We start from the raw sequence: 25,407 nt of genomic DNA, 5'->3' as shown, positions 1-25,407 counted from the left end.
CCTTGCTATCACCATCAACAGCCCCCCGCCCGATTTCGGCGACCATCGCCGCCGTCATACGCGACAACCAGGTCCTTCTCGTTCGCCGCGCGAATCCGCCCGACGCGGGACGATGGGGATTTCCGGGCGGAAAGATCAAGCACGGCGAAACACTGTTCGAAGCCGCAACAAGAGAACTGGCGGAGGAAACCGGCGTTTCCGCCGAGCCGCTCCGCGTATTCACGTCAGTTGACGCCTTTGACCACGACACCACCGGTAACGTGCGCCATCATTTCATCCTGATCGCTGTGCTGTTCCGATGGACCGCCGGAGAACCGGTCGCTGGAGATGACGCGCTCGAGGCGCGATGGTTCGAACTAGGCGCGCTGAATGACACCAGCCTCGCGCTGAGCCTCGATGTGGCCGAGGTCGCGCACGAGGCCGCCTTGATGGCGGAGGTGCTGGCATGATCGCCAATGTCCTGACCATCGCGGGCACCGACCCTTCGGGCGGCGCGGGCATCCAGGCCGACATCAAGGCCATGTCCGCGCTTGGAGCCTATGCCTGTTCCGCCATCACCGCGGTGGTGGCGCAGAACACCTGCGGCGTCCGGTCTTTCCAGGCGCTCGACCCCAGTTTCGTCGCCGACCAGATCGACGCGGTGCTGGAGGATGTGCGCATTGACGCGGTGAAGATCGGCATGATCGCCAACGCGGGCATCGCCCGCGCCGTGGCCGACCGGCTGCGTCATCACGGCATCCGCAACATCGTGCTCGACCCGGTGATGGTCGCGAAAAGCGGCCATGCGCTGCTCGACCCCGAAGCGGTTTCGGCCGTGCGCGAGGCGCTGGTGCCGCTGGCCCGCGTCATCACCCCGAACCTGCCAGAGGCCGCCGTGCTGCTGGCCCGAGAAGACGACTGGACCGCCGAGACGATGCAGACCGCCCTGCCCGACCTCCTGGCACTCGGCTCCGATTACGTGCTGCTCAAGGGCGGGCATCTGGCGGGCGCGGACAGCACCGACCTGCTGGCCGGTCCTGAAGCGACGCAGACCTTTTCCGCTCCGCGCCTCGCCACGACCAACGATCACGGCACCGGCTGCACCCTCTCCTCGGCCATCGCGGCGCTTTTGCCAAATCACGACATGCCCGAGGCCGTGGCGCGCGCCAAGGCCTATCTGCATGCCGCGCTTGCCCAAAGCGACGCGCTGGACGTGGGCCAAGGCCACGGGCCGGTGCACCATTTCCACGCACTCTGGCCCGCTGAGGCCGAAGCGCCAGAATGACCTTGCCGCACCGCATTTCGGCCGGAGCGCTTGTCGTCAACCAGGGCAGGCTCCTGCTGCTACGCCATTTCCGTCAGGGCGAATACGACTTCTGGGCACCGCCCGGCGGCGGCGTTGAGGGCGGGGAAGAGCTTGAAGAAACCGCCCGGCGCGAAACCTTCGAGGAAACCGGCCTGCGGATCGAGACGCAACAGCTCGCCTATATGGACGAGTTGATTGATAGCTCAGGCAGGATGGTGAAATTCTGGTTCACCGCGCGATTGGTGTCCGGCAGCATGGCGCTGTCCCGGAACCCGGACCCACGGGAAATCATCAGCGACGCGGGATGGTTCGCCGAGGACGACTTGCCCGAAGCCCATGTCTTTCCTGCCGTCCTGCGCGGGAGATTCTGGCACGACTGGTCGCGCGGCTTTGAGAGCATCGTGCGGCTACCCCTGAAGACCTCTATCTTCTGAGGCCTCAGTTCCTCGCCCCATCGGTTGCGCACCGCAATCGCCGCGCCGCTTTTTCTGGATCGGGCTGGCCGCAAATCGCAGACACCACCGCGATGCCCTGCGCACCGGCGGCGAAGGCCTGTGCGATGTGTTGGCGTTTCAGCCCGCCGATGGCGACCGCCGGGACCGGGCTGGCCGCGACCTGCGCCGCCAATCCGTCAAAGCCAACCGGGCGCTTGTGGTCCTGTTTGGTGGGCGTGGCAAAGACCGGCCCGGCGCCGATGTAATCGACCAGATGCGGATCGACCGCCGCAGCCAGCGCGGGGCTTTCCACCGACAGGCCCAGAAGCATCGCCTCTCCGATCCGTGCGCGGGCCTCGGCCACGGGCATGTCGCCCTGCCCGATATGCAGGCCATCCGCGCCGATCGCGACCGCGGCCTCGACATCGTCGTTGACGATCAGACGCGCCCCGCTTCCCGCAAGCGCGCGTTTCAGGGCACGGCCGGTTTCGATCATCGCCGCCGTGCCGCCCGTCTTGTCGCGCAGCTGGACCATCGTCGCGCCGCCCGCGACCGCCCGGCGCGCAGTTTCGACCATCCCGATCCCGGCGCAAAGGCCGGGATCGAGCACGAGATACAGCGACAGGTCGAAAGACGGCTTCATGCCCCGACGCTTTCCAGCGCGCGGATTTCAGCCTCGGCCCCCAGCGCTTCGGGGGTCACGGCATGCAGCGCGTCGAGGAAACGCGGCGCAAAACTGCCCGGCCCCTGCGCCCCCTCATGCGCGCGACGCCCCGCAACGGCGAAATGCGCAAGCGCCGCAAGAGTGGCATCGAACGGATCATCCGCAACCGCCGCGTAAGCGCCGCACAACCCGGTCAGGGAACAGCCCAAGGCGGTGTTCATCGGCATGAAGGGCGAGCCGCCCGCGATCCGTGCTGCGCGCGTGCCGTCGGTGACGAAATCGCTCTCGCCCGTCACCGCGACCACGCCGCCGGTCTGCACGGCAAGCCAGCGCGCCGCGTCTTCCGCGAGGCTCACGCTGTCGCGCCCGTCGACGCCCTGCCCCTGACTGGCCTCGCCCGCCAGCGACAGGATCTCGGACGCGTTGCCCCGGATGATCGTCGGTTTCAGCGCCACCAGATCCGCCGCCGTCCGGCGCCGCAGCGCCGTGGCCTGACAGGCGACGGGGTCCAGAACCCACGGCTTCCCGGCGGCCTGAGCCCCCTCGATCGCCGCGCGCATCCCCGACAGGAAGGGCGAGGACAGCGTGCCGATATTCACCGTCAGCGCACCGGCGATGCGGGCGAATTCTCCGGCTTCCTCGGCATCCGAGACCATCGCGGGGGACGCCCCGGCGGCCAGCAGCACATTGGCGGCGATGTTCATGGCGACATAGTTGGTGATGCATTGCACCAGCGGCGGCGCGGCGCGCAGGGCGGTCAGCAATTCCTGAGGTGACTGGCTCATTTCACGTCCTCCAGCGGGATATAAAGGTCTCCGCCGTCGCGGAACTTCTCGGCCATCTTCTCCATCCCCTCTTTCTGGGCCTCGGCGCGGATATCGTGGCTGATCCGCATCGAGCAGAATTTCGGCCCGCACATCGAACAGAAATGCGCGACCTTGTGGGCTTCCTTGGGCAGGGTCTCGTCATGCATCGACCGCGCCGTTTCAGGGTCGAGCGATAGGTTGAACTGATCTTCCCACCGGAACTCGAACCTTGCGCGCGACAGCGCATCGTCGCGGGCCTGCGCCGCCGGATGCCCCTTGGCCAGATCGGCGGCATGGGCGGCGATCTTGTAGGTGATGACGCCGGTCTTGACATCGTCGCGGTCGGGCAGGCCCAGATGCTCCTTGGGCGTGACGTAGCAAAGCATCGCGCAGCCGAACCAGCCGATCATCGCCGCGCCGATGCCGCTGGTGATATGGTCATAGCCCGGCGCGATATCGGTCGTGAGCGGCCCGAGCGTGTAGAACGGCGCCTCGCCGCAGGTGGCAAGCTGCTTGTCCATATTGGCCTTGATCTTGTGCATGGGCACATGGCCCGGCCCCTCGATCATGACCTGACAATCCTTCGCCCAGGCGACCTGCGTCAGCTCGCCCAGCGTCTCCAGCTCGGCAAACTGCGCCTCGTCATTGGCATCGGCAATGGAGCCCGGCCGCAGTCCGTCGCCCAGAGAGAACGACACGTCATAGACGCGCGCGATGTCGCAGATCTCGTCGAAATGCTCGTAAAGGAAGCTCTCGCGGTGATGGTGCAGGCACCACTTGGCCATGATTGACCCGCCGCGCGACACGATCCCCGTGACCCGGTCCACCGTCATCGGGATCATGTGCAGCCGCACCCCTGCGTGGATGGTGAAGTAATCCACCCCCTGCTCGGCCTGTTCGATCAGCGTGTCGCGGTAGACCTCCCATGTCAGATCTTCGGCGATGCCGTTCACCTTCTCCAGCGCTTGATAGAGGGGCACGGTGCCGATGGGCACCGGGCTGTTGCGGATGATCCAGTCGCGAATGTTGTGGATGTTGCGGCCCGTCGACAGGTCCATGACGGTATCCGCCCCCCACCTCGTGGCCCAGACCATCTTTTCGACTTCCTCGGCCATCGAAGAAGTCACCGCCGAATTGCCGATATTGGCATTGATCTTGACGAGGAAATTGCGCCCGATGGCCATCGGCTCGGCCTCGGGGTGGTTGATGTTGGCGGGGATGATCGCGCGGCCTTGGGCGATCTCGTCGCGCACGAATTCCGGTGTGATGAAATCCGGGATCGCCGCGCCAAAGCCTTCGCCGTCCCGCGCCAGCGCTTTGGCCTGCGCCTTGCGGCCGAGGTTCTCGCGGATCGCCACGAATTTCATCTCCGGCGTCACGATCCCGGCGCGGGCATAGGCCATCTGGGTCACGGTGCGGCCCTTGGTGGCGCGGCGCGGCGCATGGCCCACGGGGAATTCGGGCACCAGCCGCGCGCCTTCGGCAAAGCCGTTGTCGGCAGGGGAGATGTCCCGCCCCTTGTAGGCCTCGGTATCTCCGCGCGCCGTTATCCAAGCCTCGCGCAGGCGCGGCAGGCCACGGTCGATGACGATCTCCGCATCCGGGTCCGTGTAGGGGCCGGAGCTGTCGTAGACGGTGACAGGCGGCTCGCCCGCCGTTGGGTGCAGGTCGATCTCGCGCATCGGCACGCGGATATCGGGGTGGCGCTCGCCCGCGCGCCAGACGCGGCGGGAGGCGGGTAGCGGGCCCGTTGTGACGGTTGGGGTCTGGTCTTTCATCGGTCGGAGCCTCCATGGCTATATGCGTTGGAGACCCAGTTCCGCGTTCGAATGGGATTGCCGGTGTGGTTTTCGCCCCCACGTGCGTCACGTGATCGGGGCCCGCGCGGCCAGTGCACCATCCCTACGCCAGTGTGAACTGGATCAGGTTCATCGGGTCACTGCGCTGCACTGGTGCCAGCAGTATCTCAGCCTCTTGTCGAGACCCCCCGGGTGAGTGGCGACAAGCTGCGTGGCAATCGCACCAATGTCAATATCGACGCCAGGAAAACTTACCCGCTTTATAGAACGCAGACTTTTGATCAATTCGTTATTCTAAATTGTTTAGGTCAGCTAGCCTGCGTCCCGCAGACACGGGAGACAGTCATGCAAACAGGAGAACAGATCGGTTTCATCGGGCTGGGAACCATGGGCCAACCTATGGCCTTAAACCTGCGCCACGCCGGACGCCCCCTGATGGTCTGGAACCGGACGCCGGAGCGTACCGCGCCCTTGAGAGAGGCCGGGGCCGTGGTCGCCGCCGATGTGGGCGAGGTCTTCGAGCAGTGCAACACCATGCTTCTTATGCTGGAAAACGAAGGGGCGACAGATGCCGTGCTGGGCCGCGGCACCGAGGCCTTCATGCGCCGCGTCGCCGGGCATTGCATCGTGTCAATGGGCACGACCTCCGCGAAATACTCCCAAGGCTTGTCACAGGATATCGCCGCCGCCAACGGACGCTTTGTCGAGGCGCCGGTCTCTGGTTCTCGAAAGCCGGCGGTGGCAGGCCAACTCATCGGCATGCTGGCCGGACCTCCCGAGGAGATCGAACGCCTGCGCCCCCTGCTCTCGCCGATCTGCAAACAGCTTTTCGACTGCGGCACCGTGCCCGGCGCCCTGCAAATGAAACTCGCGGTAAATACCTTCCTGATCACCATGGTCACCGGCCTTGCCGAAGCTGCGCATTTCGCGGCGCGCCACGGGCTCGACATGGACAGCTTCGCCGACATCCTCAACGCCGGGCCGATGGCCAGCGATGTCTCCCGCGTGAAGATCGACAAGCTGCGCAACCGTGATTTCAGTCGCCAGGCCGGCATCTCTGACGTGCTGAAAAACAGCCGTCTAGTCTTAGAAGCTGCGAGAGCCGCCGACACTGCCTCCCCGCTGATGAACGTCTGTGAAGCGCTCTATGCGGAAACCGAAGCCATGGGCCGCGATGAGGATGACATGATCGCAGTGGTCCAGGCTATCGAAGCGCGCACCGGCCGGTGCGCTTCTTGATACAAAAGCGTTGGGGCATCATTGCGTCCGCGCGGCACGATACTTCAACCGCAACAGGGGCCGGGAATGTACACACCATCGCATTTTGAAGAGACCGATCCTGCGGCGATCCGTGAGATACTCGATACAGCGCCACTGGCCTGTATCGTGGCGCAGACGGGAGAAGGATTGTTGGCAAACCACATCCCGTTGCTCCGGGCCCCGGACGGATCACTGGTCGGCCATGTCGCACAGGCAAATGCCATGCACCGGCTGATCGCCGAGGAGCAAGAGGTTCTGGCCATATTCCGTGGTCCAGACGCCTACATCTCACCGAACTTCTTTCCAAGCAAGGCTGACCACCACCGCCACGTTCCGACCTGGAACTATCAGGCGGTACATATCTACGGGACCATTTCGTTCCAGCACGACGAACAGGCCAAACGTGCAGCCGTAGGTCTTCTGACGCGCACGCACGAGCGAAAGCTGAACGGCGAGAATGCTTGGCTTATGGCAGATGCGCCACAAGACTACATGCAGGGGATGCTGGAAAGCATCGTGGCGTTCCGAATAACGGCAAGCCGGACACTCGCAAAATCGAAGATCAGCCAGAACCGCGAAGAGCGAGACTATCTTGGCGCGGTTGCCGGGCTCAGGGCTACCGGGAAGCCCACCATGGCAAACCTGATGGCGGAACGGTCCCGGAAAACGGACGAGGACACCTGAAACGTCAATTGGCGAGCAGGCAACCGCGTTCGAGATGCTGCCACCGGGGCAGTCCTGCTTGGATGACTTCGCTGTGACGACTGCGACTTGGCAAAGCGCGTGACAAAGCGGACAAAGAACGTCAGAACCGGCCGACTGTTGGCGCACCCAATTGCTGCTTTACAGCGTCCAGGTCGCCAAGCACCCAAAGCTTGGAGAGCTTGCCGTGCGATATTCCAAAGAAAGCGGCGCCCTCCCATTCAATGTCTTTGCCGGTACAACTAACTCCGAAAAATTCAGACTGATGTGTTCCTCGAAAAATCATACGGGCAGCCGCCCTGTCATCACTGCAAACTAAGTCCTCGATTATGCAAGTATAGTTTCCAAGTGCTTTGTGGACGGCTTCAACGTATTCAAGAAAGCCGTCGATACCACGCTTTTCAGGTCCAAGCGAACCTCGAAACCTGAAATCAGTTGAAATTATCTCATGCGCCACTCGGAAGTCGCGCTTGTTCCACACGTCGTTGTAGAAACTCTCGACCAGTTTGGTCGATGTCGCTGTCATCTCTGCAGACCAAGACAAATATGATCCAACGTTCAACCTTCCCGATAAGCTCTAACGCGTCACCGCCATGACCGCGCTTCCGCCGATCATGAACCCGCCGCCGGCATAGCCCATGCGGCGACGCGCGCGATGACTATCAAAGAGCCGCCCCGCCCGCTCCGCGATCAGCGCATACCCGGCCAACAGCACCACGACAACAAGGCTGGAGGTCACCGTCAGCACCGCAAGCTGCACGGGCAAATCGCCTTGCGGGTCGATGAACTGGGCAAGGAATGCCATGTAGAAAACGATCGCCTTGGGGTTCAGCACGGCGGTCACGGTTCCGGCCCAAAAGCTGCTCCAGGAAGAAGCCCCACCTTCATGGGTGACCCTCTCCGGTGCATCGCGCCGCGCCTGCATGATCTGGCCGATGCCCAGCCACGCCAGGTAAAGCACCCCGGCCCATTTCACGATCTGGAAGAGGATCGCGGAGGCGGCGAGGATCGCCCCGACCCCGGCGAAGGACAGCCCGACAAGCACGATGCTCCCCACGACATCGCCGAGAATGCACATCGCCGCAGCCACCCTGCCCCGCGTCAGCGACTGCGCGATCACGAGCAGGACGCTCGGTCCGGGGATCACCGTCAGGACAACGCAGGCAATGGTGTAGGCAATCCAGGTGTCCAGCGACATGATCAATTCCCTTCGCTCAGGTCCGGTCCGCGATTGGCCGACGCCATGGTGGCAAGGAGCGCCCCGCTCGCAATCAGCACTATGCCCAGAAGATCAATGAAGCCCGGTCGATCACCAAAGATCAAGATGCTCCAGAACAGGGCGAAGACAAGATACCCATTATCGAACAAGCCGATGATCGGTGCGGACGCCCTCTGATACGCATAGGCGACCAAGGCGGTGATGACAGCGAGCAGCACGCCCAACCCGGCCAGCAACCCCAAATCCGCCACCTTCAGCGAAGGCCAGACCGACAGCAAGAAGCCCGCGTCGTTCCCCTGTCCGCTCCACCACAGGCCGGCGATCAGCCCCAGGCCACCCAGAAACAGAACAAGGTTGAGGTTCATTGCCATCGACATCGCCGGCACGGCACGGCACCGTCCCTGCGTGATCACGGCCGCGAGTGCGTAGAAGAACCCGGCAAGCAATGGCAGTGCGATCATCGGCGACACCTCATCCAGGCCCGGACGCAGGATTGTTATCACGCCCGCAAGACCCAGAAGGATCGCAACACACCCGCGTCCCCCGATGCGAGTTCCGAGCAGCGTTGAAGACAGGGAAGCCATCCACATCGGCGAGGTATAATAACAGGCAGCCGCGATGGAGAACGACAACTCCGGCAGCCCGGCATAATAGCAGCCCCACATCAGGGCGAGGCACAAACTGCGCAACCACACCCAGCCCGTGACACGGGCCAGGCCGATGTTCATACGTGTGGTGAGCCGCAAGACCGCCCCGAGGCACAGCACAGCAATGCCGGATCGGACTGTCAGAACCTGCCCGAGTGACAGACCCTCGTTGTTGAGTTTCACCAGCGCGTCGGACAGCGAAAGCAGCAAGACGCCCGCCGTGATCGCGGCGATGCCCGAACCAAGGCCCGGCCCCCTCTGCCAAATGGATCTGAATGATGTCATGGGCGCATGCAATCATTCACAACACCCTATTAAAAATGATAAAAGGTATAAAATACATGAGTCTTGGTAATGCAAATAGACGACATCCAACTTGCCCGGCTGCGCCCCTTCGAGGCCGCGGCCCGGCTTGAAAGTTTCACCCGTGCCGCCGAAGAGCTTGGGTTGACGCAAACCGCCGTCAGCCGCCAGATCGGCCAGCTCGAGGCAGAGCTGGGCCTGCGCCTGTTTGAACGCAGGAACCGCGCGGTGTTCCTGACCGAGGAAGGTCGCCGATTGGGGCAGGTCGCTGGCGACGCTCTGGCAGCGATCCGGGCCGAGGTCGCCGCCCTTCGCGGCAGCCGCGACCCCGACACCGTCGTGCTGCGCTGCCAGCTCTGCGAGGCCTTCTACTGGCTGATGCCGCGTCTTTCGGTATTCCATGCCAGCCATCCCGAGGTTCAGCTTCAACTGGTCAGTGCGCTTGCCCCGCTTACGGAGGCCACCGAACCCTTCGACATCGCCCTGCAGACCACCGGACGCGCCTCGGGCTCGGCCCGGCTGCTCTTCACCGCGGCGGACAGCATCTATCCGGTCTGCGCGCCCTCCCTGCTCGCGAATAGCACCGCTCCGGGTGCGCCGGACACTTTGGGCAACTTCCCTCTCCTGTCGCATCGTGTCACGCCGCAGGACTGGTTTGACTGGCCCGAATGGTTCGCCGCCACGGGCCTTCCCCGTCCGTCCCGCTTGCGGATGGTTTCATTCGACAGCTATCCCCTCGTGCTACAAGCGGCGGTCACTGGCCAGGGGGTTGCCTTGGGATGGAAAAGAACGGTCGGAGAGATGATAGAGGACGGCAGATTGCGCCCCGCCGGCGATCAGAAAATTGACAGACCAAACGAGATTTCCGTCTTCAGAGGCACCCGGCGCTCGAATTACGCCGCCGTGGATTGCCTCATCTCATGGCTGAAAGCGGAACTGGCCTGACACTCAAAGGGACTCTGAGAATGCCTAGCTGCATAATGCTTGATGTCGATGGCGTCCTGATCAACGGCCGCCCTAGGGATGGCGCCTCATGGGCCACATCTCTGCGAGAGGATCTGGGTGTGGACCCCACCGGCTTGCAGCAACATTTCTTCAAACCCTTCTGGAAACAGGTCGTAACCGGTCAACTCGATATACGCGACGTACTTGATCAATGCCTTCCAAGGCTGGGCGATGGGATCACAACAGAGCAGTTTATGCAGTACTGGTTCAAGAATGACGCACGTCTGGATGAAAGCGTCCTAGCAGATTGCGTGGCGTTGAGAGACCGAGGGTTGAAGATTGTTCTTGCAACAAATCAGGAACACCAGCGTGCAAATTACATCATGAGCACCCTGAAGCTGGCCGACTACGTGGACGGTATCGTCTATTCTGCGGATATAGGGGTCGCAAAACCCGATCCGGCTTTCTTCACCGCGGCAATGACTAAGACGCAACAACCAGCTCACGAGCATATTCTGATCGACGACACGCTTGAAAATGTCAAAGCTGCAATAGCGGCCAAGTGGTCAGGTCGTGTCTGGGACAGTCGGAAAAACCTGTCCGATATTCTGGACGATGTGAGAGCTTAATGCACATAATGACCCACTTCAGTTCCAGTCGCAAACCCGCACTGTTCACGTTAGAAAATCGTGACCGGGACCGTCAAGAAGGTCTGCACACAGAACTACGCTCCCTCGCGCGTTGAACGACAAAACCTCACTTCACGTCTCCCCAGTCGAGGGGACGAAAAAGAAGAAGGTATATAGTCCTTGCCGCCTTGCTCAAGCAATCCTCGACGAGTCGGTCAGGTGGTACCGACGTCTTCCCGCCGCGCCTTCGCAAACCCGCGATCCGTCGCCATGAACCGCTCCAGCATCGGCACGATCAGCCGGACAGGATCGGCAACAGCTTGCCCTGTCTCCCGCCCTAACACCTCTGCATAAGCGACAAGATCGCGATGAACGGACGCGGGCAATTCCACTGTCACCTTAACCGGCTTGTCTTCGGGCAACGGCCCAAGCTTCAGTTTCGACATGATCAACCTCCTGCGGGCTCGAATACCAGATCGCGGGTGACGATGATCCTGACCGGGAACCCCGGACGGATGGTCAGTGTCGGCGCGACCTGCAGCTGACGCTGGACGATCTGCTGGCCGGCCTGGTTGATCGTGTCCACAGCGCCATCGCGGATCGCCTGGACCAGGCGGTCTTCGTCATCGGTGGCGAGGTCCGCGCCGATCGCGAGCAGTGTGGACAGACCCGCCGCGCGCATCAGATCCCACCAGTGATAGTCGACGCCATCTTCGAGGCCGGCATAGCCGCTCGCATCCGCGCCTGGCAGACGTTCGAGAACGATGGACCGGCCACCGGGCAGGATCAGGCGGTTCCAGACCAGCAGAACGCGGCGTTGGCCGAACGTCACACCGTCATCGTATTGGCCGATGATGCGGGTTCCCTGCGGGATCAACAGCAGCGATCCGGTCGGGCTGTCATAGACATTCTCGGTGACCTGCGCGGTGATCTGCCCTGGGAGGTCGGAGCGAATGCCGGTGATGAGCGCGGCGGGTATCACCGCTCCCGCCTGAAGGATGTACGGCGAGGCTGGCGGCTGAATGCGATCCGACGCGACGGTCTGCCGGTCCACCGGACCGTTGAGGAAAGCCGTATGCCGGCTCCCTTCGGGTTGTTCGGTGCCACCCAGGCCCGGAAGACTCACGCCGGCCCCGGCCGTCGTTGCCCTGCCAGACGCCGTCTGGAAGAAGACACCGCTCAGACGCGCGGTTTCCTCCTCTGCCCTGCGGCGCTCCGCTTCCGGATCGACGGTCGGGCCCACAATCGGCGGAGGGCCTACGGGCACTCCCCGCTCCTGCGCGTCGAGGATCGGCCGCCCGAGGTCACCGGGCAGCGCAGGCCCCAGAACCGGTCCAGTATAGTCGGACGGCAGCCCTTCCAGACCATCCGCTGCCGGTCTGTTGTCGATGGAATAAAGTTCTCCACCTCCCGGCCCTGCCTCACGGGTCTGGAGCGCATAGATCAGCGCACCCCCAATTCCGAACAGGGCGACCGCCCCGACACCGGCCAGAACCTTGCGCGACAACCGGGTCACGCGCGGAGGATCGGGGCGCAGACGCATCGGAGCTGCGGTATCGGTGTCACTCATGACGCCCCTCCCCTTCGCGCATCCCCTTCCGTTCGCGCATCCGCCTCGCGCTCCTCCATGCGCACGATCCGGACCACCTGCTGGCGGTCTCCTGCGCCCAGCCGGAGCTCCGCCGCACCGAAGAGGCGATCCACGATCAGCATGTTCCGGTGAATGCGGCTGTTCACGATCTGCGGTTCTCCATCGGCACCGAGCACGAAGAGCGGCGGCATTTCGCCCTGGGCGATGCCAGCCGGGAAGACGACATAAACACGACGGCCATCGTCGAAGACCGAGACAGGACGCCAGGGCGGGCTTTCGCCCTGGATCTGCAAGCCGTAGCGATGTATGCGGGCAGAGGGCGCCGGAATGGCCGGCGCGGTTCCCACAGCCTGTCGCCCACCACGGGGCGCTGCCGGATAGGCCCAGGCGACGGAGGGCATGTAGAGCGACTCGCGGGCACGCAGCTCGATCGTATACACCCGCCTGTCAGTGCTGATCACCAGATTGGTCGAGATGTCGTCCCGCGTCGGTTTGACGAGGATGTGGACGCGGGCGTTGGATCCGGTCCCGCTCTCCGTGTCGCCGATGATCCAGCGCGTGGTATCTCCCGCGGCGATCGGGCCTGCGCCGGTCAGACGCTCGCCCGGCTCAAGTGCGATGTTGGTGATCTGACCCGGCGCGGCATAGACCTGATAGAGGGCGCCTTCCGACCAGGGATAAATCTGGATCGCATTGTAATAGCCCTCGCGGCGCGGTTCGACCCGGGCGGCGGCATTGGCGTTTTCGACACGACCGGTTGGTGTGCCCGCCGCCGCTCCGCCATGCGCCACTGTCCAGACCGGCGGCGTGTACAACGGCCGAGGGCGCTCCTCGGCAGCCGAGGCGGGAGGAGTGGGCAGTGGCGGCACGGACTCGTCGTAGCTGAATTCCGGCACCGGGTTTCTGGCACATCCCGCCAGTACGGATGCGGATAGCAGCAAGGCCACCAACATCGGCGTCCTGACGCCCGGAGACCTGGTTGCATGAAGATGCTGTTCAGTCATTGGCTCATCTCCCGCGACCAGGAGATCGCATTGATATAGATTCCGAGGGGATTGGCGCGCAGGCGCTCGGCGCTGCGCGGCGTCTGGATCACGACGGTCAGGATCGCGGTCCAGCGCTCGGTCGTGGAAAGCTGACCGTTCTCGTAGTGGCGCTCGGTCCAGGCGACGCGGAACGATCCCGGTGAGGCCCGGATGACGGAGGACACCTCGACAGCGATCTGTTGGCGACCGACGCGGGTGAACGGGTCATTGGCGCGAGCAAAGTCGTTCAGAGCCGCCGCGCCACGGTCCGTGGTGAACTCATAGGCGCGCAGCCAGTTCTGCCGCACGATGATCGGGTCGGCGGGGATCGACCGGACCTGTTCGATGAAGCGACCGAGATGGAAGGCGATCTGCGGATCGGTCGGCTCGTAATCGGCGGAGGCCGGGGCGACGGTCTGCGCCTCGCCGAGCGCGTCGACCTGAACGACCCAGGGCACTACCGTGCCGCGTGCGGATTGCCAGACCAGGGCGCCAGCAAAACCCGCCGCCAGGATCAGGCTGCCGAAGGCCATGTAGCGCCAGTTGCGGGCCTGAACGCGGGCGGAGCCGATACGCTCGTCCCAGACCTGCGCGGCCCTCTGGTAGGGCGTCTCTGGCTGAGGTGTCTTGCCATAATGGGTGGCGGAGCGCCTGAAGAGGTTCATGAGCGATCCCTTTCGGAGAGATTGACGGAGGAGCCCGAGCCGTGGCTGTCGCCGGACCGGACGGCATGGGCGGCAGCGCGCACGCCATGGCTCACGGCCTGGCTATGGCGCATGCGCTTCGCCCAGGCTGGCGGGCCATCGGAGGCGGACGGGCTGGAAGAAGGCTCGGGCGCCGCGCCGCCGACCGTGCCCATCGAGGTGGTTCCGCCCGTCGCCGCAACACCGCCCTTGACGCCCTCGGCGTAGCTGGACTGAATCCCGCCAGCAGCGCGAGAGGACGCCTTCTTGAGGGGTGATGCCGCGGCAGCGGCCCCGGCGCGCGCTACACCAGCCATCCCGCCGGGGAGACCTCCTCCGCCCATCGAGCCGAGCGTGTAGGCGCTCGAGGCAGCGCCCGCCGCGGTGGCACCGCCGCGTGCCAGAGCGGCGCCACCGGAGAGCACTGATCCGGCTCCGCGTGCAGCCAGCATGGTCGCCCCTCCGGCCCCGATCGCAGCACCACCAACGGCAAGGCCTGTACCTATGGCCGCTCCCGCGCTGAGTTGGGGTCCGCCGGACACCAGACCCGAGGCGATGCCGGGGCCGAAGATACCGAGGCCCAGCAGAGACAGGGCGGCCAGCACAATCGCCATGGCGTCATCGATGGTCGGCGTCACGCCTCCGAAGCCTGCGGTGAACTGACCGAAGAGCGTCGATCCGATGCCGATGATCACGGCGAGGACGAGAACCTTGATGCCGGACGAGATGACGTTGCCCAGCACGCGCTCGGCCATGAAAGCGGTCTTGCCGAAGAGGCCGAAGGGGATCAGCACGAAGCCCGCGAGGGTCGTGAGTTTGAACTCTATCAAGGTGACGAAGAGCTGAACCGCGAGGATGAAGAAGGCGAGGATCACCAGCACCCAGGCGAAGAACAGGCAGAGGATCTGGACGAGGTTCTCGAAGACCGCGACCCAGCCCATCAGATCGGAGATGCTCTCGAGCAGCGGTCGTCCGGCCTCGAGCCCGGTCTGGGCCACGCGGCCGGGGCGCAGAAGATCGGCGGCGGAAAACCCGGTGCCCGAGGCCATCAGACCAAGGCCCGCGAAGCTCTCGAAGATGATCCGGGCGAGGTTGTTCCAGTTGGAGATGATATAGGCGAAGACCCCAACGAAGAGCGTCTTCTTCACCAGCCGGGCGATGATGTCGTCATCGGCGCCCCAAGCCCAGAACAGAGCCGCCAGCGTCACGTCGATCACGATCAGCGTGGTCGCAATGAAAGCCACCTCCCCACCAAGCAGCCCGAACCCGCTGTCGATATAGCTGGTGAAGATGCCCAGGAAGTTGTCGATGACGCCGGTTCCACCCATGTCTCATTGGTCTCCCGACCGCTGTGGTACTTCGGGTGCAGACGTCCGGCCGAGGAACCGGTCACGGTTCTCTGCCCAGGCGGCGAGACAATCGGCATTGCTGGAAGCGGCCTCGCCAAGCTGCTGGCACCGGCGCAGCGTCGCGCGGAGAGGATCGGCAGACGGCTGGAGCGCGGGCGCGGTGCTGGCCGGCGCGGGAGCTTCCTCGCGTGTCATTTCGGTCACCGTGGCTGTGATCGCGATCGCCACGAACACGATGGCCGCGATCCGGGCCAGCACCTTCCCCTCCATCGTCTTCCCTCCCGGCCTCAGTTGAACATTTGCGCGTTGCCGGGCTGGTAGCCCGCGCCCGGCGTCAGGAAGCGCTCGCGCTGGATGCGGCCCTGTTCTGCAGCGGTGGCGCGCTCGGCCTCGGTCAGCGCGTTGGCGCGACCGTTGGCCGAGATCACCGCTATCAGGTCCGAGAGCTGCTGCGATTGCAGTGCGAGGATCTGGTTGCCCGCCTGCGTGGCCTGAAGAGCACCGACCGCGTTCTGGCTCTTCCCCACGAGCGCGGACATCTCGGCGCGGTTGGTATCGATATTGCCGACGACACCGGCCTGCACGCGCATGGCATCCTGTAGGCCACCGACCGTGTTCTCCCAACGGGACCGAGCCTCGGCGATCAGCTGCCGGTCGGTCGCCGTCAGGGAAAGGTTGCCATAGTCCTGCTGGAACATCTGGTCGATGCTCTGCACGTCGAAGGCGATGTTCTGCGCCTGGGCCAGGAGTTGCTGCGTGCGGCTGACGTTCTGCTGGATCTGCTGGAGCGCGGAATACGGCAGGTTGGCGAGATTGCGCGCCTGGTTGATCAGCATCTGCGCTTCGTTCTGGAGCTGTGCGATCTGGTTGTTGATCTGCTCCAGAGTGCGCGCCGCGGTCAGGAGATTTTCGGCGTGGTTGGTCGGGTCGTAGACGATGAAAGGCCCCCCGCCGATACCGAAGAGCGCGTGTGCGGGCGGCGCTGCGATGGGCGACATGGCCATGGGCATCGCCAGCGCGAGGGCGAGCAGCGACGGGCCGGCGAACAGGTGCGTGATCTTGCGATTCATGATGTGATCTCCTCTTCTTTCAGGACAGGTTCGACGTCCTCGACAACAGCGGTAGCCGGAAAGGCCCCGTCAGCGTCTATGGCAAGATTGGTGAGGTCGGGGATCAGCTCGGCGGCCCAATCGAGGCCATGCGCCGTCAGCCAGGCGGAGAGAAACCCGTCTCGGCCTTGCCCGGCGCAGATCTCGGCAATCAGCGCCTGATCCGATTTGGACGACGCCGCGCAGAGTGCGAGTCCGACATCGCTGAGACCCAGCTCGAACAGCCGGTTGCCGCGCCGCGACTGGCAGTAGTAGTCGCGTTTGGGCGTGGCCCGCGCGAGGATCTCGATCTGCCGGTCATTTAGGCCGAAGCGGCGATAGATGGCCGTAATCTGCGGCTCGATGGCCCGCTCGTTCGGCAGCAGGAGCCGTGTCGGGCAACTTTCGATGATCGCAGGCGCGATGGCGCTGCCATCAATGTCGCTGAGGCTCTGCGTCGCGAAGATCACCGAGGCGTTCTTTTTCCTCAGCGTCTTCAGCCACTCGCGGAGTTGCTCCGCGAAGGCATCGTCATCGAGCGCGAGCCAGCCCTCGTCGATGATGAGCAGCGTGGGTCGCCCGTCGAGCCGATCGCCGATCCGGTGGAACAGGTATGAGAGGACGGCGGGCGCCGCGCCGGTTCCCACCAGTCCCTCGATCTCGAAGGCCTGCACATCCGCCGATCCCAGCTGTTCGGCTTCGGCATCGAGCAGCCGGCCATAGGGCCCACCCACGCAGTATGCGCGGAGCGCCTGCTTGAGGTCGTTGGACTGCAGCAGGACCGCGAGGCCGGTCATGGTCCGCTCGCTCACAGGGGCCGAGGCCAGCGAGGTCAGTGCCGTCCAGATATGTTCCTTCACATCCGGGGTGATCTGGATGTTCTCGCGCGTCAGGATGGCGACGATCCAGTTAGCCGCCCAGGCGCGCTCCGACGTCTCGTGAATGCGGGCCAGCGGTTGCAGCGAGACGGAGTTCTCGTCCGCGTCGGTCAGCTCTCCGCCGAGGTCATGCCAGTCGCCGCCCATGGCGAGCGAAGCGGCGCGGATCGAGCCGCCGAAGTCGAAGGCGAAGACCTGGCTGCGGGAGTACCGCCGGAACTGAAGCGCCATCAGCGCCAGCAACACGGATTTGCCCGCGCCGGTCGGGCCGACGACGAGGATGTGACCGACATCCCCGACATGAAGAGAAAACCGGAACGGGGTGGAGCCTTCGGTCCTGGCGTAGAGCAATGGAGCGTCGCCGAAATGCTCATCCTGTTCCGGCCCCGCCCAGACCGCCGAGAGCGGGATCATATGGGCGAGATTCAATGTGCTGATCGGTGGCTGGCGGACATTGGCATAGGCATGTCCGGGCAAGCTGCCGAGCCAGGCATCGACGGCATTGACCGTCTCGACCATGACAGTGAAATCGCGGGACTGGACGATCTTCTCGACCAGCCGCAGCTTCTCGTCAGCGCGGCGGACGTCCTCGTCCCAGACCGTGATCGTCGCGGTGACATAGGCCATGCCGGCCACATCCGCGCCGAGTTCCTGCAAGGCCATGTCTGCGTCAGCGGCCTTGTTCGCCGCATCGGTATCGACCAGCGCGGATTGTTCGTTGGTCATCACCTCCTTGAGGATCGCGGCGATGGACTTACGCTTGGCAAACCACTGACGACGTATCCGGGTTAGCAGCTTGGTTGCATCCAGCTTGTCCATGAGGATGGCCCGGGTCGACCAGCGATAGGGAAAGGCCAGCCGGTTCAGCTCGTCGAGCAGGCCCGGCGTCGTGACGCCGGGAAAGCCGGTGATCGTCAGGACGCGGAGGTGATGATTGCCCAGGCGCGGCTCCAGCCCGCCGGCCAGCGGCTGGTCGGGCAAGAGCGCGTCGAGATAGACCGGCACCTCGGGCACACACACGCGATGCCGGTTGGTCGAGATCGTCGAATGCAGGTAGGTCAGCGTAGCGGCGTCATCGAGCCAGTGGCAGTCCGGCATGAAACCGGCGAGCAGTGCCAGCACACGATCCGTTCGATCAATGAAGCTGCGCACCTGTTCCCAAGGGTTCAGACCTGAGGTTTCGCGGCCCTCGTAGAGCCAGGATTCTGAGCGTGCCGCGTCCTCGGCAGGCGGAAGCCACACGAGGGTCAGGAAATAGCCGGAAACGAAGTGGCTCCCCTCCTCTTCGAAATCGGCCTTGCGCTCGGCATCGACCAGCGCGGAAGCCGCATCCGGGAAGGTGCTCAGCGGATAGGTCGAGGCCTCGGAGCGCTGCGCTTCCACGAAGATTGCCCACCCGGAACCGAGGCGGCGGAAAGCGTTGTTCAGCCGCCCGGCGACTGCGACCAGTTCGGCCGCGACGGCACTGTCGAGATCGGGACCCCGAAATTTCGCCGTCCTCTGAAACGAGCCGTCCTTGTTGAGGACCACGCCCTCCCCGACCAGCGCCACCCAGGGCAGGTAATCGGCGAGGCGCGAGGCGGTGCAACGGTATTCAGCAAGATTCATCATGGGGGTTCACACCGAGAGATGAGCGGGAACGCGCAGATGGCGGCGCGCGACCTCGACGAAGAGCGGATCGCGCCTGGCCGCCCAGACAGCTGCGATGTGGCCGATGGCCCAGATCAGGATCCCGACCAGCCAGAGCTGAAGCCCGAGGCCGACCGCACCTGCGAGCGTGCCATTCAGAATGGCGACCGAGCGTGGTGCGCCGCCGAGCAGGATCGGCTCGGTCAGCGCGCGATGAACCGGCACGCTGAACCCCGGCACCGCGTCGAGGGCCTCGAAGCTTTGCCATTCGCTACCGCTCATGGCGTTCCTCCCTCGAAACGCTCCCCCGGAGCCTTTCGTGTCCCTGCGGGCCAACGGTCGTCACCATCAAATCAGCGCTCCGCCACCAAAGCTGAAGAAGCTCAGGAAGAAGGACGAGGCCGCAAAGGCAATGGAAATCCCGAAGACGATCTGGATCAGCCTCCGGAAGCCGCCGCCGGTATCGCCGAAGGCCAGCGTAAGACCGGTGACGACGATGATGATCACCGCCACGATCTTGGCCACCGGCCCTTCAACGGAGTCGAGGATGGATTGCAGAGGCGCTTCCCAGGGCATGGAAGAGCCGGAGGCATGCGCAGCCGGAGCGATGAACAGGCTGACATAGGTGGCGGCGGCCGCGGTGGCGATGTGCTGGCGGATGCGCAGGGCGTGACGGATCATTTGGGATCTCCTGGTTCGTGAGGGATGGCGGGTTCAGAAATGACAGGTGAAATCCGGTAGTCGCCCTCCGGCCCGAGGCCCTCGACGCAGGCGAGTTCGACCAGACGACGCGCGGACCCTCGCCCGGCCAGGACCGCCACGAGGTCGATGGTCTCCGCGATCATGGCGCGGGGCACGGTAACGACGGCTTCCTGGATGAGTTGTTCGAGACGACGCAGCGCACCGCCCCCGGAACCGGCATGGATGGTGCCGATGCCGCCCGGATGTCCGGTGCCCCAGGCTTTGAGCAGGTCAAGCGCCTCGGCGCCACGCACCTCACCGATCGGAATACGATCGGGGCGCAGACGCAGCGAAGAGCGAACCAGGTCGGACAGGCTGGCAACACCGTCCTTGGTGCGCATCGCCACGAGGTTCGGCGCGGCGCATTGCAGTTCCCGGGTGTCCTCGATGATCACGACGCGATCGGAGGTCTTGGCCACTTCGGCGAGCAGCGCATTGGTCAGCGTGGTCTTGCCGGTCGAGGTGCCCCCCGCCACCAGGATATTGGCACGGGTCGCAACTGCTTGGCGCAGCGCCTCGGCCTGCGTCGGGGTCATGATCCCGGCGGCGAGGTAGTCGTCGAGCGTGAAGACGGCTACGGCAGGCTTACGGATGGCGAAAGCCGGGGCTGAGACCACGGGCGGCAAGAGCCCCTCGAAGCGCTCGCCGGTTTCCGGCAGTTCTGCGGAAACGCGAGGGGACAGGCCATGAACTTCAACGCCAACATGGTGGGCGACGAGGCGAACGATACGCTCGCCGTCCGCTGCGCTCAGCGTCTTACCGCTATCGGCCAGCCCCTCGGAAAGTCGGTCGACCCAGAGCCGCCCATCGGGGTTGAGCATCACCTCGACGGTCATGGGGTCGTCCAGAAACCCGGCGATCGCCGGCCCGAGCGCGGTGCGCAGCATCCGCGCGCCTCTGCGGATCACCTCTGGTCTCTGATCGGTCTTCGCCATGCCGGCCCCGTTCCCTTACGGGCGCCTCCAACAGGCCGCCCTGGATCGGGGTCGATTAAGAAAGCCGTAATTGCATAGGACTCAACAGGGTTCCTAGGGGCGTAGTAGCGTGGCGTGTAATGACAGGAAATCGGCGGAATGATCCCCAGTTTCATTCCGTGAGGAAGGCATCGTGGCAACCGTCATGAGAACATGGTGAATTCGGGCGGGAAGCAGCCTGATGGCAGTGCTGCATGGCGAGCGCAACAACTCTGGCGAACCAGACGTTCATGCAGGTCGCCGCGACCACCGTGGGCGAGTATTCCGTGTCGAGCGGAGATCGGCCTGACGGCAATGCAGCATCCCCTACTTCTCCGGCCTCCATCGCCGCAAGTGCCTGGCAATTTACGAGCGCGCCGCGACCAGCCACCTGTCATCCTCGGACGTCGTCGAACTCGAAAGCCTGGGCGGGTTGATCCGCACGCTTCAAAATCTCAAGATTCGCTTGTTTTTCGACCTACTGAGGTCGTAGTACTCAATGTGTGTCTGTCATCAGCAATGCACGATTTGGCCACTCTGCCAGATTGGATTTCATCAATGAGCGCCACCTTCAACAATCTGCTTTTGGAACGTGGTATTGCTCCAGAGGAGGTCGCGCTTCTTCGCCATCACACTCCCAAACGCGGCGCTTCCGCGGCGAGCATCGCAGATCTTTGGCGCGACAACCCGGAGGGTTTCATCCTCTACCAAGACACCCAAGAGAAGAACCGCCCTATCTTGCGCAAGCGAAGGATATGGGCCTCGTTCGTCTCACCGAATCCGGGCGATACACTCTTCGTCGGGCTATTCGATGCGAAGTATTTGAATACGGGAGCGGCCGATTGGACCTGTCCGTATCGCGGGGACCGGCCCGGTGAAGGAAAGCCCGTCGACCGCTTTTCCACGCACCTCCGGAGCGAACTGTCCGAGCAGATTGGGAAGCTCCGCGTTGACTGGCCGGATTCCAATGTCCGAACCTGGAAACGCAAAGCTGAGGGGCTGAGCCTCCCGGTGGTGCCATCGACGCTCGTGCGGCAGACTGGACTTCCTATTCATGATGCGGACCTTGTCGATGCGCTGGAAACGTTGGGTTTCGAACAGCGTAATCGCACCGGCAAGGTAGTGCAGATGCGACGTGGCGATTTCATTGTTTACGTGAAGCGGGAAACTGCTATTCGGCCCCTGGTCGTTCACCCAGGCTTCCTCGACGTGGCGGATAGCCTTCGGGCTCTAGGCGTCGATACCGTCGAGCCACCTCGGAGCTACGTGAACGCGCATCTTCGGGAATTCCCGGAATACATCGCGCCACATCGCACGACCGTCGGCCGTCACGGGTTTGCTCTCGGCGTCTCCGATAGGAATCTGGCTACTACGATCGCGTTGTTGGAGCGCTCAAGTCGCCTGGAGACTGACGACGGCCCAGTCAGGGTGGTGGCGCCTCCCGAGGACCCGCTCACTGAAAAGGAGCGCTTGCAAGCCGCGAGGATCGGTCAAGGCGACTTTCGGAACGCCCTCGTCGTCGCTTGGGGCGGGACGTGTCCGCTGGCTGGCGTTGATCATCTTCCGCTTTTGCGTGCCTCCCACATCAAGCCGTGGCGAAGCTCCACGAACACTGAGCGGCTCGACCCCTTCAACGGACTCTTGCTCGCAGTGCATGTCGATGCCTTGTTCGATCGAGGTCTCATTTCCTTCGAGGACAACGGAACGCTGCTCGTCTCCAACACGCTGAGCAAGGATAATCTCGACCGATTGGGTATCGTCCGAGGCGCGATGATCTCCGGACTCGACGCACGCCATGGGGCGTACCTTGCGCATCATCGCGCCCACTGTTTCGTCCCATAGCGCGGCTCCGTAATGAGCACGTTTTCCCACATCACATTGGAGGACCGTGACGAACCCCTGACCCTGGCCTGGCCGGCGACGGGCAACGCCGCAGCATTCCTGCATTTCGACCGCGCGGACGCCTGGAGGGGCTTCATCGCTGGGCTGGGGATAGACCGGCGAATCCCAGAGATTATCCAGCGAAAATTCGTCCGGGCGCAGACGCTCTACTTGTTGGGCTGGATCGACTTCAGCCTGATCAAGGCCGGCGAGTTGGCGGCACTGATTGCGCTCGAACGGGCCGTGATGGACCGCCACGGCGGGGAGCTCTTGAAGAGAAAACGCGGCTTCGCTGCACGCCTCAAGCATATGGTGACAGCCGATGGGCTGACCGGCAGGGACATACCTACGGTCGAGCGCTGCGGTGGGACAGCGATCGGGCAGTTCGCCGTCGACGTTCACCCAACCCTTGCCGAGCGGCGGAACACACTCGCCTACGGCGACCCGTTCGACGGCCTCCCGACCGGCGGCCTCCTTGAGCTCGTCCGCGACCTGATCAACTACGCTTATCGCGATTGCATCGCCGAGGCAGCTTCGTTGGGAGCGCCAACATGACCACGTTTCGCTGGAAGAACTGCTTCGCCGACGTCCTGACGAGCAAGCACGGCCTGACCATCCACTCCTACCTGGACGACGTGATGGTGCCGGCGCTCGAGACGCTCGACGCAAAGATCGCGGAACTGGGGGCGAGCGACTCGCCCGGTCATCAATTCGCTCAGGCCGACATGGAAGCGGTGAAGAGTGAGGCGATCTTGGCCTTCGGCTTGTCGATCCAGTCGATCTGGGAACGGCAGATTCGCAGCTATCTGCGCGGTTGCGCGAACGAACTACGCCCCGGCGAGCCCATCGCCGACAAGATCGACAAGGCCAACTGGAAAGATTTGCAAAAGTGGTTCCGAAGGTTGCGCGGCATAAATTTGGACGAGTTTCCGAGCTTCCCGCTCATCGATATCCTCCAGCACCTCGGCAATGCGTGCCGCCATGGTGACGGGGACTCGGCGATAGAACTGCATCGGCGCCGACCCGACCTTTGGCCTGTGATGCCGCCCATGCCGCCCGGCTTTGGCGAGCCGCAGGCAGGGCCCGCGCCACCGCCTGCAGGCTCGATGGTGATCCCGGTCGCCGCCCTGCGCGAGTTCGTCACCGCGATCGCCGCGTTCTGGCGGGATGCCGAATATATCTACAATGAGAGCATCGAGCGGAAGCACGAGAACCTCGAAGCCCATCTGGTCAAGCAGCGGGCGGAGCGCAGCTGGTTTCCACAGGCGCGCAGCGAGGCCGGCTGATGGGCGCGAACGCCGCCATGATCGCCGTGGTCGAGGATCTCTGGCGCATCCCTCGGCCAGGCCCCAAGAACCTCCTGAGAGCGCCGCGCTTCAACGCTCTGAGCGAGCTCTGCTCGGCGGAGTATGGCATCGACAAGCCCGTGTTCGCGCTCAGCACCGCTCTGCGATCGCTTGGGCTCCCGTGCCATCTGCCGGCAGGGAAGACTCATCTGGCGCTCGATCCTGTCGTTGCGGCGAACGCTCTCGATGAGGCTTGCCGCCGCAAGACGTCGGTGCGCCGTCACTTATGCCCGCTCGATCTCGCCGACGATCTCCCGGTCATGACGTTTGGGCGGTCGCGGGTTGCGCAATTCAGTGCCGACGAGTTGGCCGTTCTTTTCGATGCCCCACGGATTGAGCGGACCATGCCCAACGAGCCGCTCGACGCTCGGCGGCTTGCGCAATTTCAGTGGTTGGTCATCGAGGAGGAGATTGCCCTCGATCCTCAGCCGGAGAAGCGCGCGTCGCCGTGGCTGTATATGGCGATGAACCGCGACTTCGGGGAGATCGACCCGCACCTTGGGCAATTTCCACCGGCAGTTGAGGCTGCGCTCTTCTACTTGATCCTCGCCCCGTGGGAGGACTGGTCGACTATGCAGGAGGTCGACTGGCGCGGCTTCCGGCTGCCCTGGATTCACACGGTGGACGAGGACCTGTTCATCCGGCCGGCGACCCCACCGAGCGCGGACAGCCTTACGCTCGAACCATGGATTGTCGATGACGACGGCGAAGAGATCGAGCTTGAGCGGGCGACTGAGCTTCCACTGAGCGACGATGCCAAGCGGGGGCTCGCGTTGATGACCGATCAGGCTTGGCGCGTCGTTGAGGCCGCCCGCGCGACCCCCCTATTCGAGACGCCGATCGTGCACTTTCTAGTGCGGGCCTTCCTGTCGGACGGCATCGATGAGGTCATGGCCCACATGACCGCGATCGAAGCGGCGGTTGGTCTGGAGATGGATCATAAGGCGTTTATGCGACCGAAGCCGGACCCGCACAAGGGCATGAAGGCGACAAACCGGGTTGCAGCTCGCATCGGCGCGCTCCTCAACGATCGGTCAAGCGTGCAGGCCTACAAGGACCTGTTCGAGCTGCGCAGTCAGTTCATCCATGGTCGGGCCGATCTGCAGAAAATATCGACCCAACAGCGTGTGCTGGCGAGAAGCCTAGCCCGCAGAGTCGCCGCCGGGATCGTGGACGTGGCCTTGCAAGGTCCGCGCCCGCGCGTCGAAGTTCTGTCGGAGCTGCTCGATCAGGGTGCGCCGCTCTTATAAGGGGATATTGAAAGGGGGAGGTATGGGCGGAAAGCAGATGGGGTGGATGGCTCCCGCTCCCGGCGTCGCAATGCGCCATACTGCAGGTGTCAGAATCTGCAACTGAGAGGAGCCACCCCATGCACGTTACCACTGTCGGCCTCGACCTGGCCAAGAACATCTTCCACGTCCACGGAGTTACCCAGACCGGAGAGGTCGCTTTCAATCGGCCTTTGCGTTGGGCGCAGGTGCTGGCGTTCTTCGAGCGACTGTCGCCCGGGGTAATCCCCCCCGATCTTAGTGGGATGCGGAAGTAGAATT

Annotated in this window: 28 protein-coding genes, 1 pseudogene and 1 riboswitch; of the genes and pseudogenes, 12 read left to right on the top strand and 17 right to left on the bottom strand. The window is 63.8% G+C overall.

What is annotated here, in order from left to right; translation table 11 throughout:
* Nucleotides 1-2: 2 nt before the first annotated feature.
* From ATO3_RS00140 to ATO3_RS00130, 3 genes are read left to right on the top strand one after another with little or no spacing between them, the layout of a single operon-like run.
* The gene (locus ATO3_RS00140; protein WP_020042762.1) at nucleotides 3-449 is read left to right on the top strand and encodes an NUDIX hydrolase; all 447 of its coding nucleotides are present in this window, start codon (nucleotides 3-5) and stop codon (nucleotides 447-449) included.
* A complete protein-coding gene (gene thiD / locus ATO3_RS00135) occupies nucleotides 446-1,264 on the top strand; it encodes a bifunctional hydroxymethylpyrimidine kinase/phosphomethylpyrimidine kinase (RefSeq protein ID WP_020042763.1) in 819 nt (272 codons plus the stop codon). The genes ATO3_RS00140 and thiD overlap by 4 nt, the downstream gene beginning before the upstream one ends.
* Nucleotides 1,261-1,719: an NUDIX domain-containing protein gene (locus ATO3_RS00130; RefSeq protein ID WP_088647788.1), complete on the top strand. Its 459-nt coding sequence runs from the start codon at nucleotides 1,261-1,263 to the stop codon at nucleotides 1,717-1,719. The genes thiD and ATO3_RS00130 overlap by 4 nt, the downstream gene beginning before the upstream one ends.
* A gap of 4 nt (nucleotides 1,720-1,723) precedes the next feature.
* On the opposite strand, the gene thiE is transcribed toward ATO3_RS00130, so the two are convergent.
* From thiE to thiC, 3 genes are read right to left on the bottom strand one after another with little or no spacing between them, the layout of a single operon-like run.
* Nucleotides 1,724-2,362 carry a thiamine phosphate synthase gene (thiE, locus tag ATO3_RS00125; RefSeq protein ID WP_020042765.1) on the bottom strand — a complete coding sequence of 213 codons (639 nt, stop codon included), beginning with the start codon at nucleotides 2,360-2,362 and terminating at the stop codon, nucleotides 1,724-1,726.
* A complete protein-coding gene (thiM, locus tag ATO3_RS00120) occupies nucleotides 2,359-3,168 on the bottom strand; it encodes a hydroxyethylthiazole kinase (RefSeq protein WP_021120406.1) in 810 nt (269 codons plus the stop codon). Before thiM ends, thiE begins: the two co-directional genes overlap by 4 nt.
* Nucleotides 3,165-4,967, bottom strand: a complete 1,803-nt coding sequence (gene thiC, locus ATO3_RS00115) for a phosphomethylpyrimidine synthase ThiC (RefSeq protein ID WP_088647787.1) — start codon at nucleotides 4,965-4,967, stop codon at nucleotides 3,165-3,167. The genes thiM and thiC overlap by 4 nt, the downstream gene beginning before the upstream one ends.
* Nucleotides 4,968-5,070: 103 nt before the next feature.
* Nucleotides 5,071-5,189, bottom strand: a riboswitch (TPP riboswitch).
* Between the two features lie 144 nt (nucleotides 5,190-5,333).
* Between thiC and ATO3_RS00110 the strand changes: the two genes are divergently transcribed.
* Both ATO3_RS00110 and ATO3_RS00105 read left to right on the top strand, forming a co-directional pair.
* A complete protein-coding gene (locus ATO3_RS00110; RefSeq protein WP_088647786.1) occupies nucleotides 5,334-6,227 on the top strand; it encodes an NAD(P)-dependent oxidoreductase in 894 nt (297 codons plus the stop codon).
* Nucleotides 6,228-6,293: 66 nt separating this feature from the next.
* Nucleotides 6,294-6,932 carry an FMN-binding negative transcriptional regulator gene (locus ATO3_RS00105; protein ID WP_088647785.1) on the top strand — a complete coding sequence of 213 codons (639 nt, stop codon included), beginning with the start codon at nucleotides 6,294-6,296 and terminating at the stop codon, nucleotides 6,930-6,932.
* Nucleotides 6,933-7,053: 121 nt separating this feature from the next.
* On the opposite strand, the gene ATO3_RS00100 is transcribed toward ATO3_RS00105, so the two are convergent.
* From ATO3_RS00100 to ATO3_RS00090, 3 genes are read right to left on the bottom strand one after another with little or no spacing between them, the layout of a single operon-like run.
* Nucleotides 7,054-7,476 (bottom strand): ester cyclase, encoded by a 423-nt coding sequence (locus ATO3_RS00100; protein ID WP_088647784.1) that lies wholly within the window; start codon nucleotides 7,474-7,476, stop codon nucleotides 7,054-7,056.
* 51 nt (nucleotides 7,477-7,527) lie between these two features.
* A complete protein-coding gene (locus ATO3_RS00095) occupies nucleotides 7,528-8,148 on the bottom strand; it encodes a LysE family translocator (RefSeq protein ID WP_020042770.1) in 621 nt (206 codons plus the stop codon).
* Nucleotides 8,149-8,150: 2 nt separating this feature from the next.
* Nucleotides 8,151-9,101 carry a DMT family transporter gene (locus ATO3_RS00090; RefSeq protein ID WP_088647783.1) on the bottom strand — a complete coding sequence of 317 codons (951 nt, stop codon included), beginning with the start codon at nucleotides 9,099-9,101 and terminating at the stop codon, nucleotides 8,151-8,153.
* A gap of 69 nt (nucleotides 9,102-9,170) precedes the next feature.
* Between ATO3_RS00090 and ATO3_RS00085 the strand changes: the two genes are divergently transcribed.
* Complete coding sequence (locus ATO3_RS00085; protein WP_088647782.1) at nucleotides 9,171-10,064, top strand: LysR family transcriptional regulator; 894 nt, start codon at nucleotides 9,171-9,173, stop codon at nucleotides 10,062-10,064.
* Between the two features lie 35 nt (nucleotides 10,065-10,099).
* Nucleotides 10,100-10,693 carry an HAD-IA family hydrolase gene (locus tag ATO3_RS00080; protein WP_198963177.1) on the top strand — a complete coding sequence of 198 codons (594 nt, stop codon included), beginning with the start codon at nucleotides 10,100-10,102 and terminating at the stop codon, nucleotides 10,691-10,693.
* Between the two features lie 215 nt (nucleotides 10,694-10,908).
* Here ATO3_RS00080 and ATO3_RS00075 read toward each other — a convergent pair whose 3' ends face one another.
* From ATO3_RS00075 to trbB, 11 genes are all read right to left on the bottom strand, one after another.
* Nucleotides 10,909-11,139 carry a DUF2274 domain-containing protein gene (locus ATO3_RS00075; protein WP_020042774.1) on the bottom strand — a complete coding sequence of 77 codons (231 nt, stop codon included), beginning with the start codon at nucleotides 11,137-11,139 and terminating at the stop codon, nucleotides 10,909-10,911.
* Nucleotides 11,140-11,141: 2 nt separating this feature from the next.
* Nucleotides 11,142-12,263 carry a TrbI/VirB10 family protein gene (locus ATO3_RS00070; protein WP_088647780.1) on the bottom strand — a complete coding sequence of 374 codons (1,122 nt, stop codon included), beginning with the start codon at nucleotides 12,261-12,263 and terminating at the stop codon, nucleotides 11,142-11,144.
* Nucleotides 12,260-13,288 carry a P-type conjugative transfer protein TrbG gene (trbG, locus tag ATO3_RS00065; RefSeq protein WP_088647779.1) on the bottom strand — a complete coding sequence of 343 codons (1,029 nt, stop codon included), beginning with the start codon at nucleotides 13,286-13,288 and terminating at the stop codon, nucleotides 12,260-12,262. The genes ATO3_RS00070 and trbG overlap by 4 nt, the downstream gene beginning before the upstream one ends.
* Complete coding sequence (trbF, locus tag ATO3_RS00060) at nucleotides 13,285-13,974, bottom strand: conjugal transfer protein TrbF (protein WP_088647778.1); 690 nt, start codon at nucleotides 13,972-13,974, stop codon at nucleotides 13,285-13,287. Before trbF ends, trbG begins: the two co-directional genes overlap by 4 nt.
* Nucleotides 13,971-15,320, bottom strand: coding sequence for a P-type conjugative transfer protein TrbL (gene trbL, locus ATO3_RS00055; RefSeq protein ID WP_088647777.1), 1,350 nt, complete (start codon nucleotides 15,318-15,320; stop codon nucleotides 13,971-13,973). Before trbL ends, trbF begins: the two co-directional genes overlap by 4 nt.
* Before the next feature lie 3 nt (nucleotides 15,321-15,323).
* A complete protein-coding gene (gene trbK-alt, locus ATO3_RS00050; RefSeq protein WP_088647776.1) occupies nucleotides 15,324-15,611 on the bottom strand; it encodes a putative entry exclusion protein TrbK-alt in 288 nt (95 codons plus the stop codon).
* A 17-nt stretch (nucleotides 15,612-15,628) separates the two neighbouring features.
* Nucleotides 15,629-16,411 (bottom strand): P-type conjugative transfer protein TrbJ, encoded by a 783-nt coding sequence (gene trbJ, locus ATO3_RS00045; protein ID WP_020042780.1) that lies wholly within the window; start codon nucleotides 16,409-16,411, stop codon nucleotides 15,629-15,631.
* Nucleotides 16,408-18,918, bottom strand: coding sequence for a conjugal transfer protein TrbE (gene trbE / locus ATO3_RS00040; RefSeq protein ID WP_088647775.1), 2,511 nt, complete (start codon nucleotides 18,916-18,918; stop codon nucleotides 16,408-16,410). The genes trbJ and trbE overlap by 4 nt, the downstream gene beginning before the upstream one ends.
* Nucleotides 18,919-18,924: 6 nt before the next feature.
* Complete coding sequence (locus ATO3_RS00035) at nucleotides 18,925-19,218, bottom strand: VirB3 family type IV secretion system protein (RefSeq protein WP_088647774.1); 294 nt, start codon at nucleotides 19,216-19,218, stop codon at nucleotides 18,925-18,927.
* Between the two features lie 66 nt (nucleotides 19,219-19,284).
* A complete protein-coding gene (locus tag ATO3_RS00030) occupies nucleotides 19,285-19,617 on the bottom strand; it encodes a TrbC/VirB2 family protein (protein WP_088647773.1) in 333 nt (110 codons plus the stop codon).
* Nucleotides 19,614-20,564, bottom strand: coding sequence for a P-type conjugative transfer ATPase TrbB (trbB, locus tag ATO3_RS00025; RefSeq protein ID WP_456298933.1), 951 nt, complete (start codon nucleotides 20,562-20,564; stop codon nucleotides 19,614-19,616). The genes ATO3_RS00030 and trbB overlap by 4 nt, the downstream gene beginning before the upstream one ends.
* A gap of 624 nt (nucleotides 20,565-21,188) precedes the next feature.
* Between trbB and ATO3_RS00020 the strand changes: the two genes are divergently transcribed.
* The 5 genes and pseudogenes from ATO3_RS00020 to ATO3_RS29630 form a co-directional block, all read left to right on the top strand.
* A complete protein-coding gene (locus ATO3_RS00020) occupies nucleotides 21,189-22,472 on the top strand; it encodes an HNH endonuclease (protein WP_158217876.1) in 1,284 nt (427 codons plus the stop codon).
* Between the two features lie 12 nt (nucleotides 22,473-22,484).
* Nucleotides 22,485-23,066 carry a hypothetical protein gene (locus ATO3_RS00015; protein ID WP_088647770.1) on the top strand — a complete coding sequence of 194 codons (582 nt, stop codon included), beginning with the start codon at nucleotides 22,485-22,487 and terminating at the stop codon, nucleotides 23,064-23,066.
* Nucleotides 23,063-23,797: a hypothetical protein gene (locus tag ATO3_RS00010; RefSeq protein WP_088647769.1), complete on the top strand. Its 735-nt coding sequence runs from the start codon at nucleotides 23,063-23,065 to the stop codon at nucleotides 23,795-23,797. The genes ATO3_RS00015 and ATO3_RS00010 overlap by 4 nt, the downstream gene beginning before the upstream one ends.
* Entirely contained in the window at nucleotides 23,797-25,107 is a 1,311-nt protein-coding gene (locus ATO3_RS00005; RefSeq protein ID WP_088647768.1) for a hypothetical protein, read from the top strand. The genes ATO3_RS00010 and ATO3_RS00005 overlap by 1 nt, the downstream gene beginning before the upstream one ends.
* Before the next feature lie 119 nt (nucleotides 25,108-25,226).
* Nucleotides 25,227-25,373: pseudogene (locus ATO3_RS29630) on the top strand (IS110 family transposase); the annotation flags it as partial.
* Between the last annotated feature and the right edge of the window lie 34 nt (nucleotides 25,374-25,407).

This window comes from Marinibacterium profundimaris (genome assembly GCF_002210095.1).
Lineage (GTDB): Bacteria > Pseudomonadota > Alphaproteobacteria > Rhodobacterales > Rhodobacteraceae > Marinibacterium > Marinibacterium profundimaris.
The sequence above is the reverse complement of the archived record's forward strand: the minus strand, read 5'-3'. Positions and strand labels throughout refer to the sequence as shown.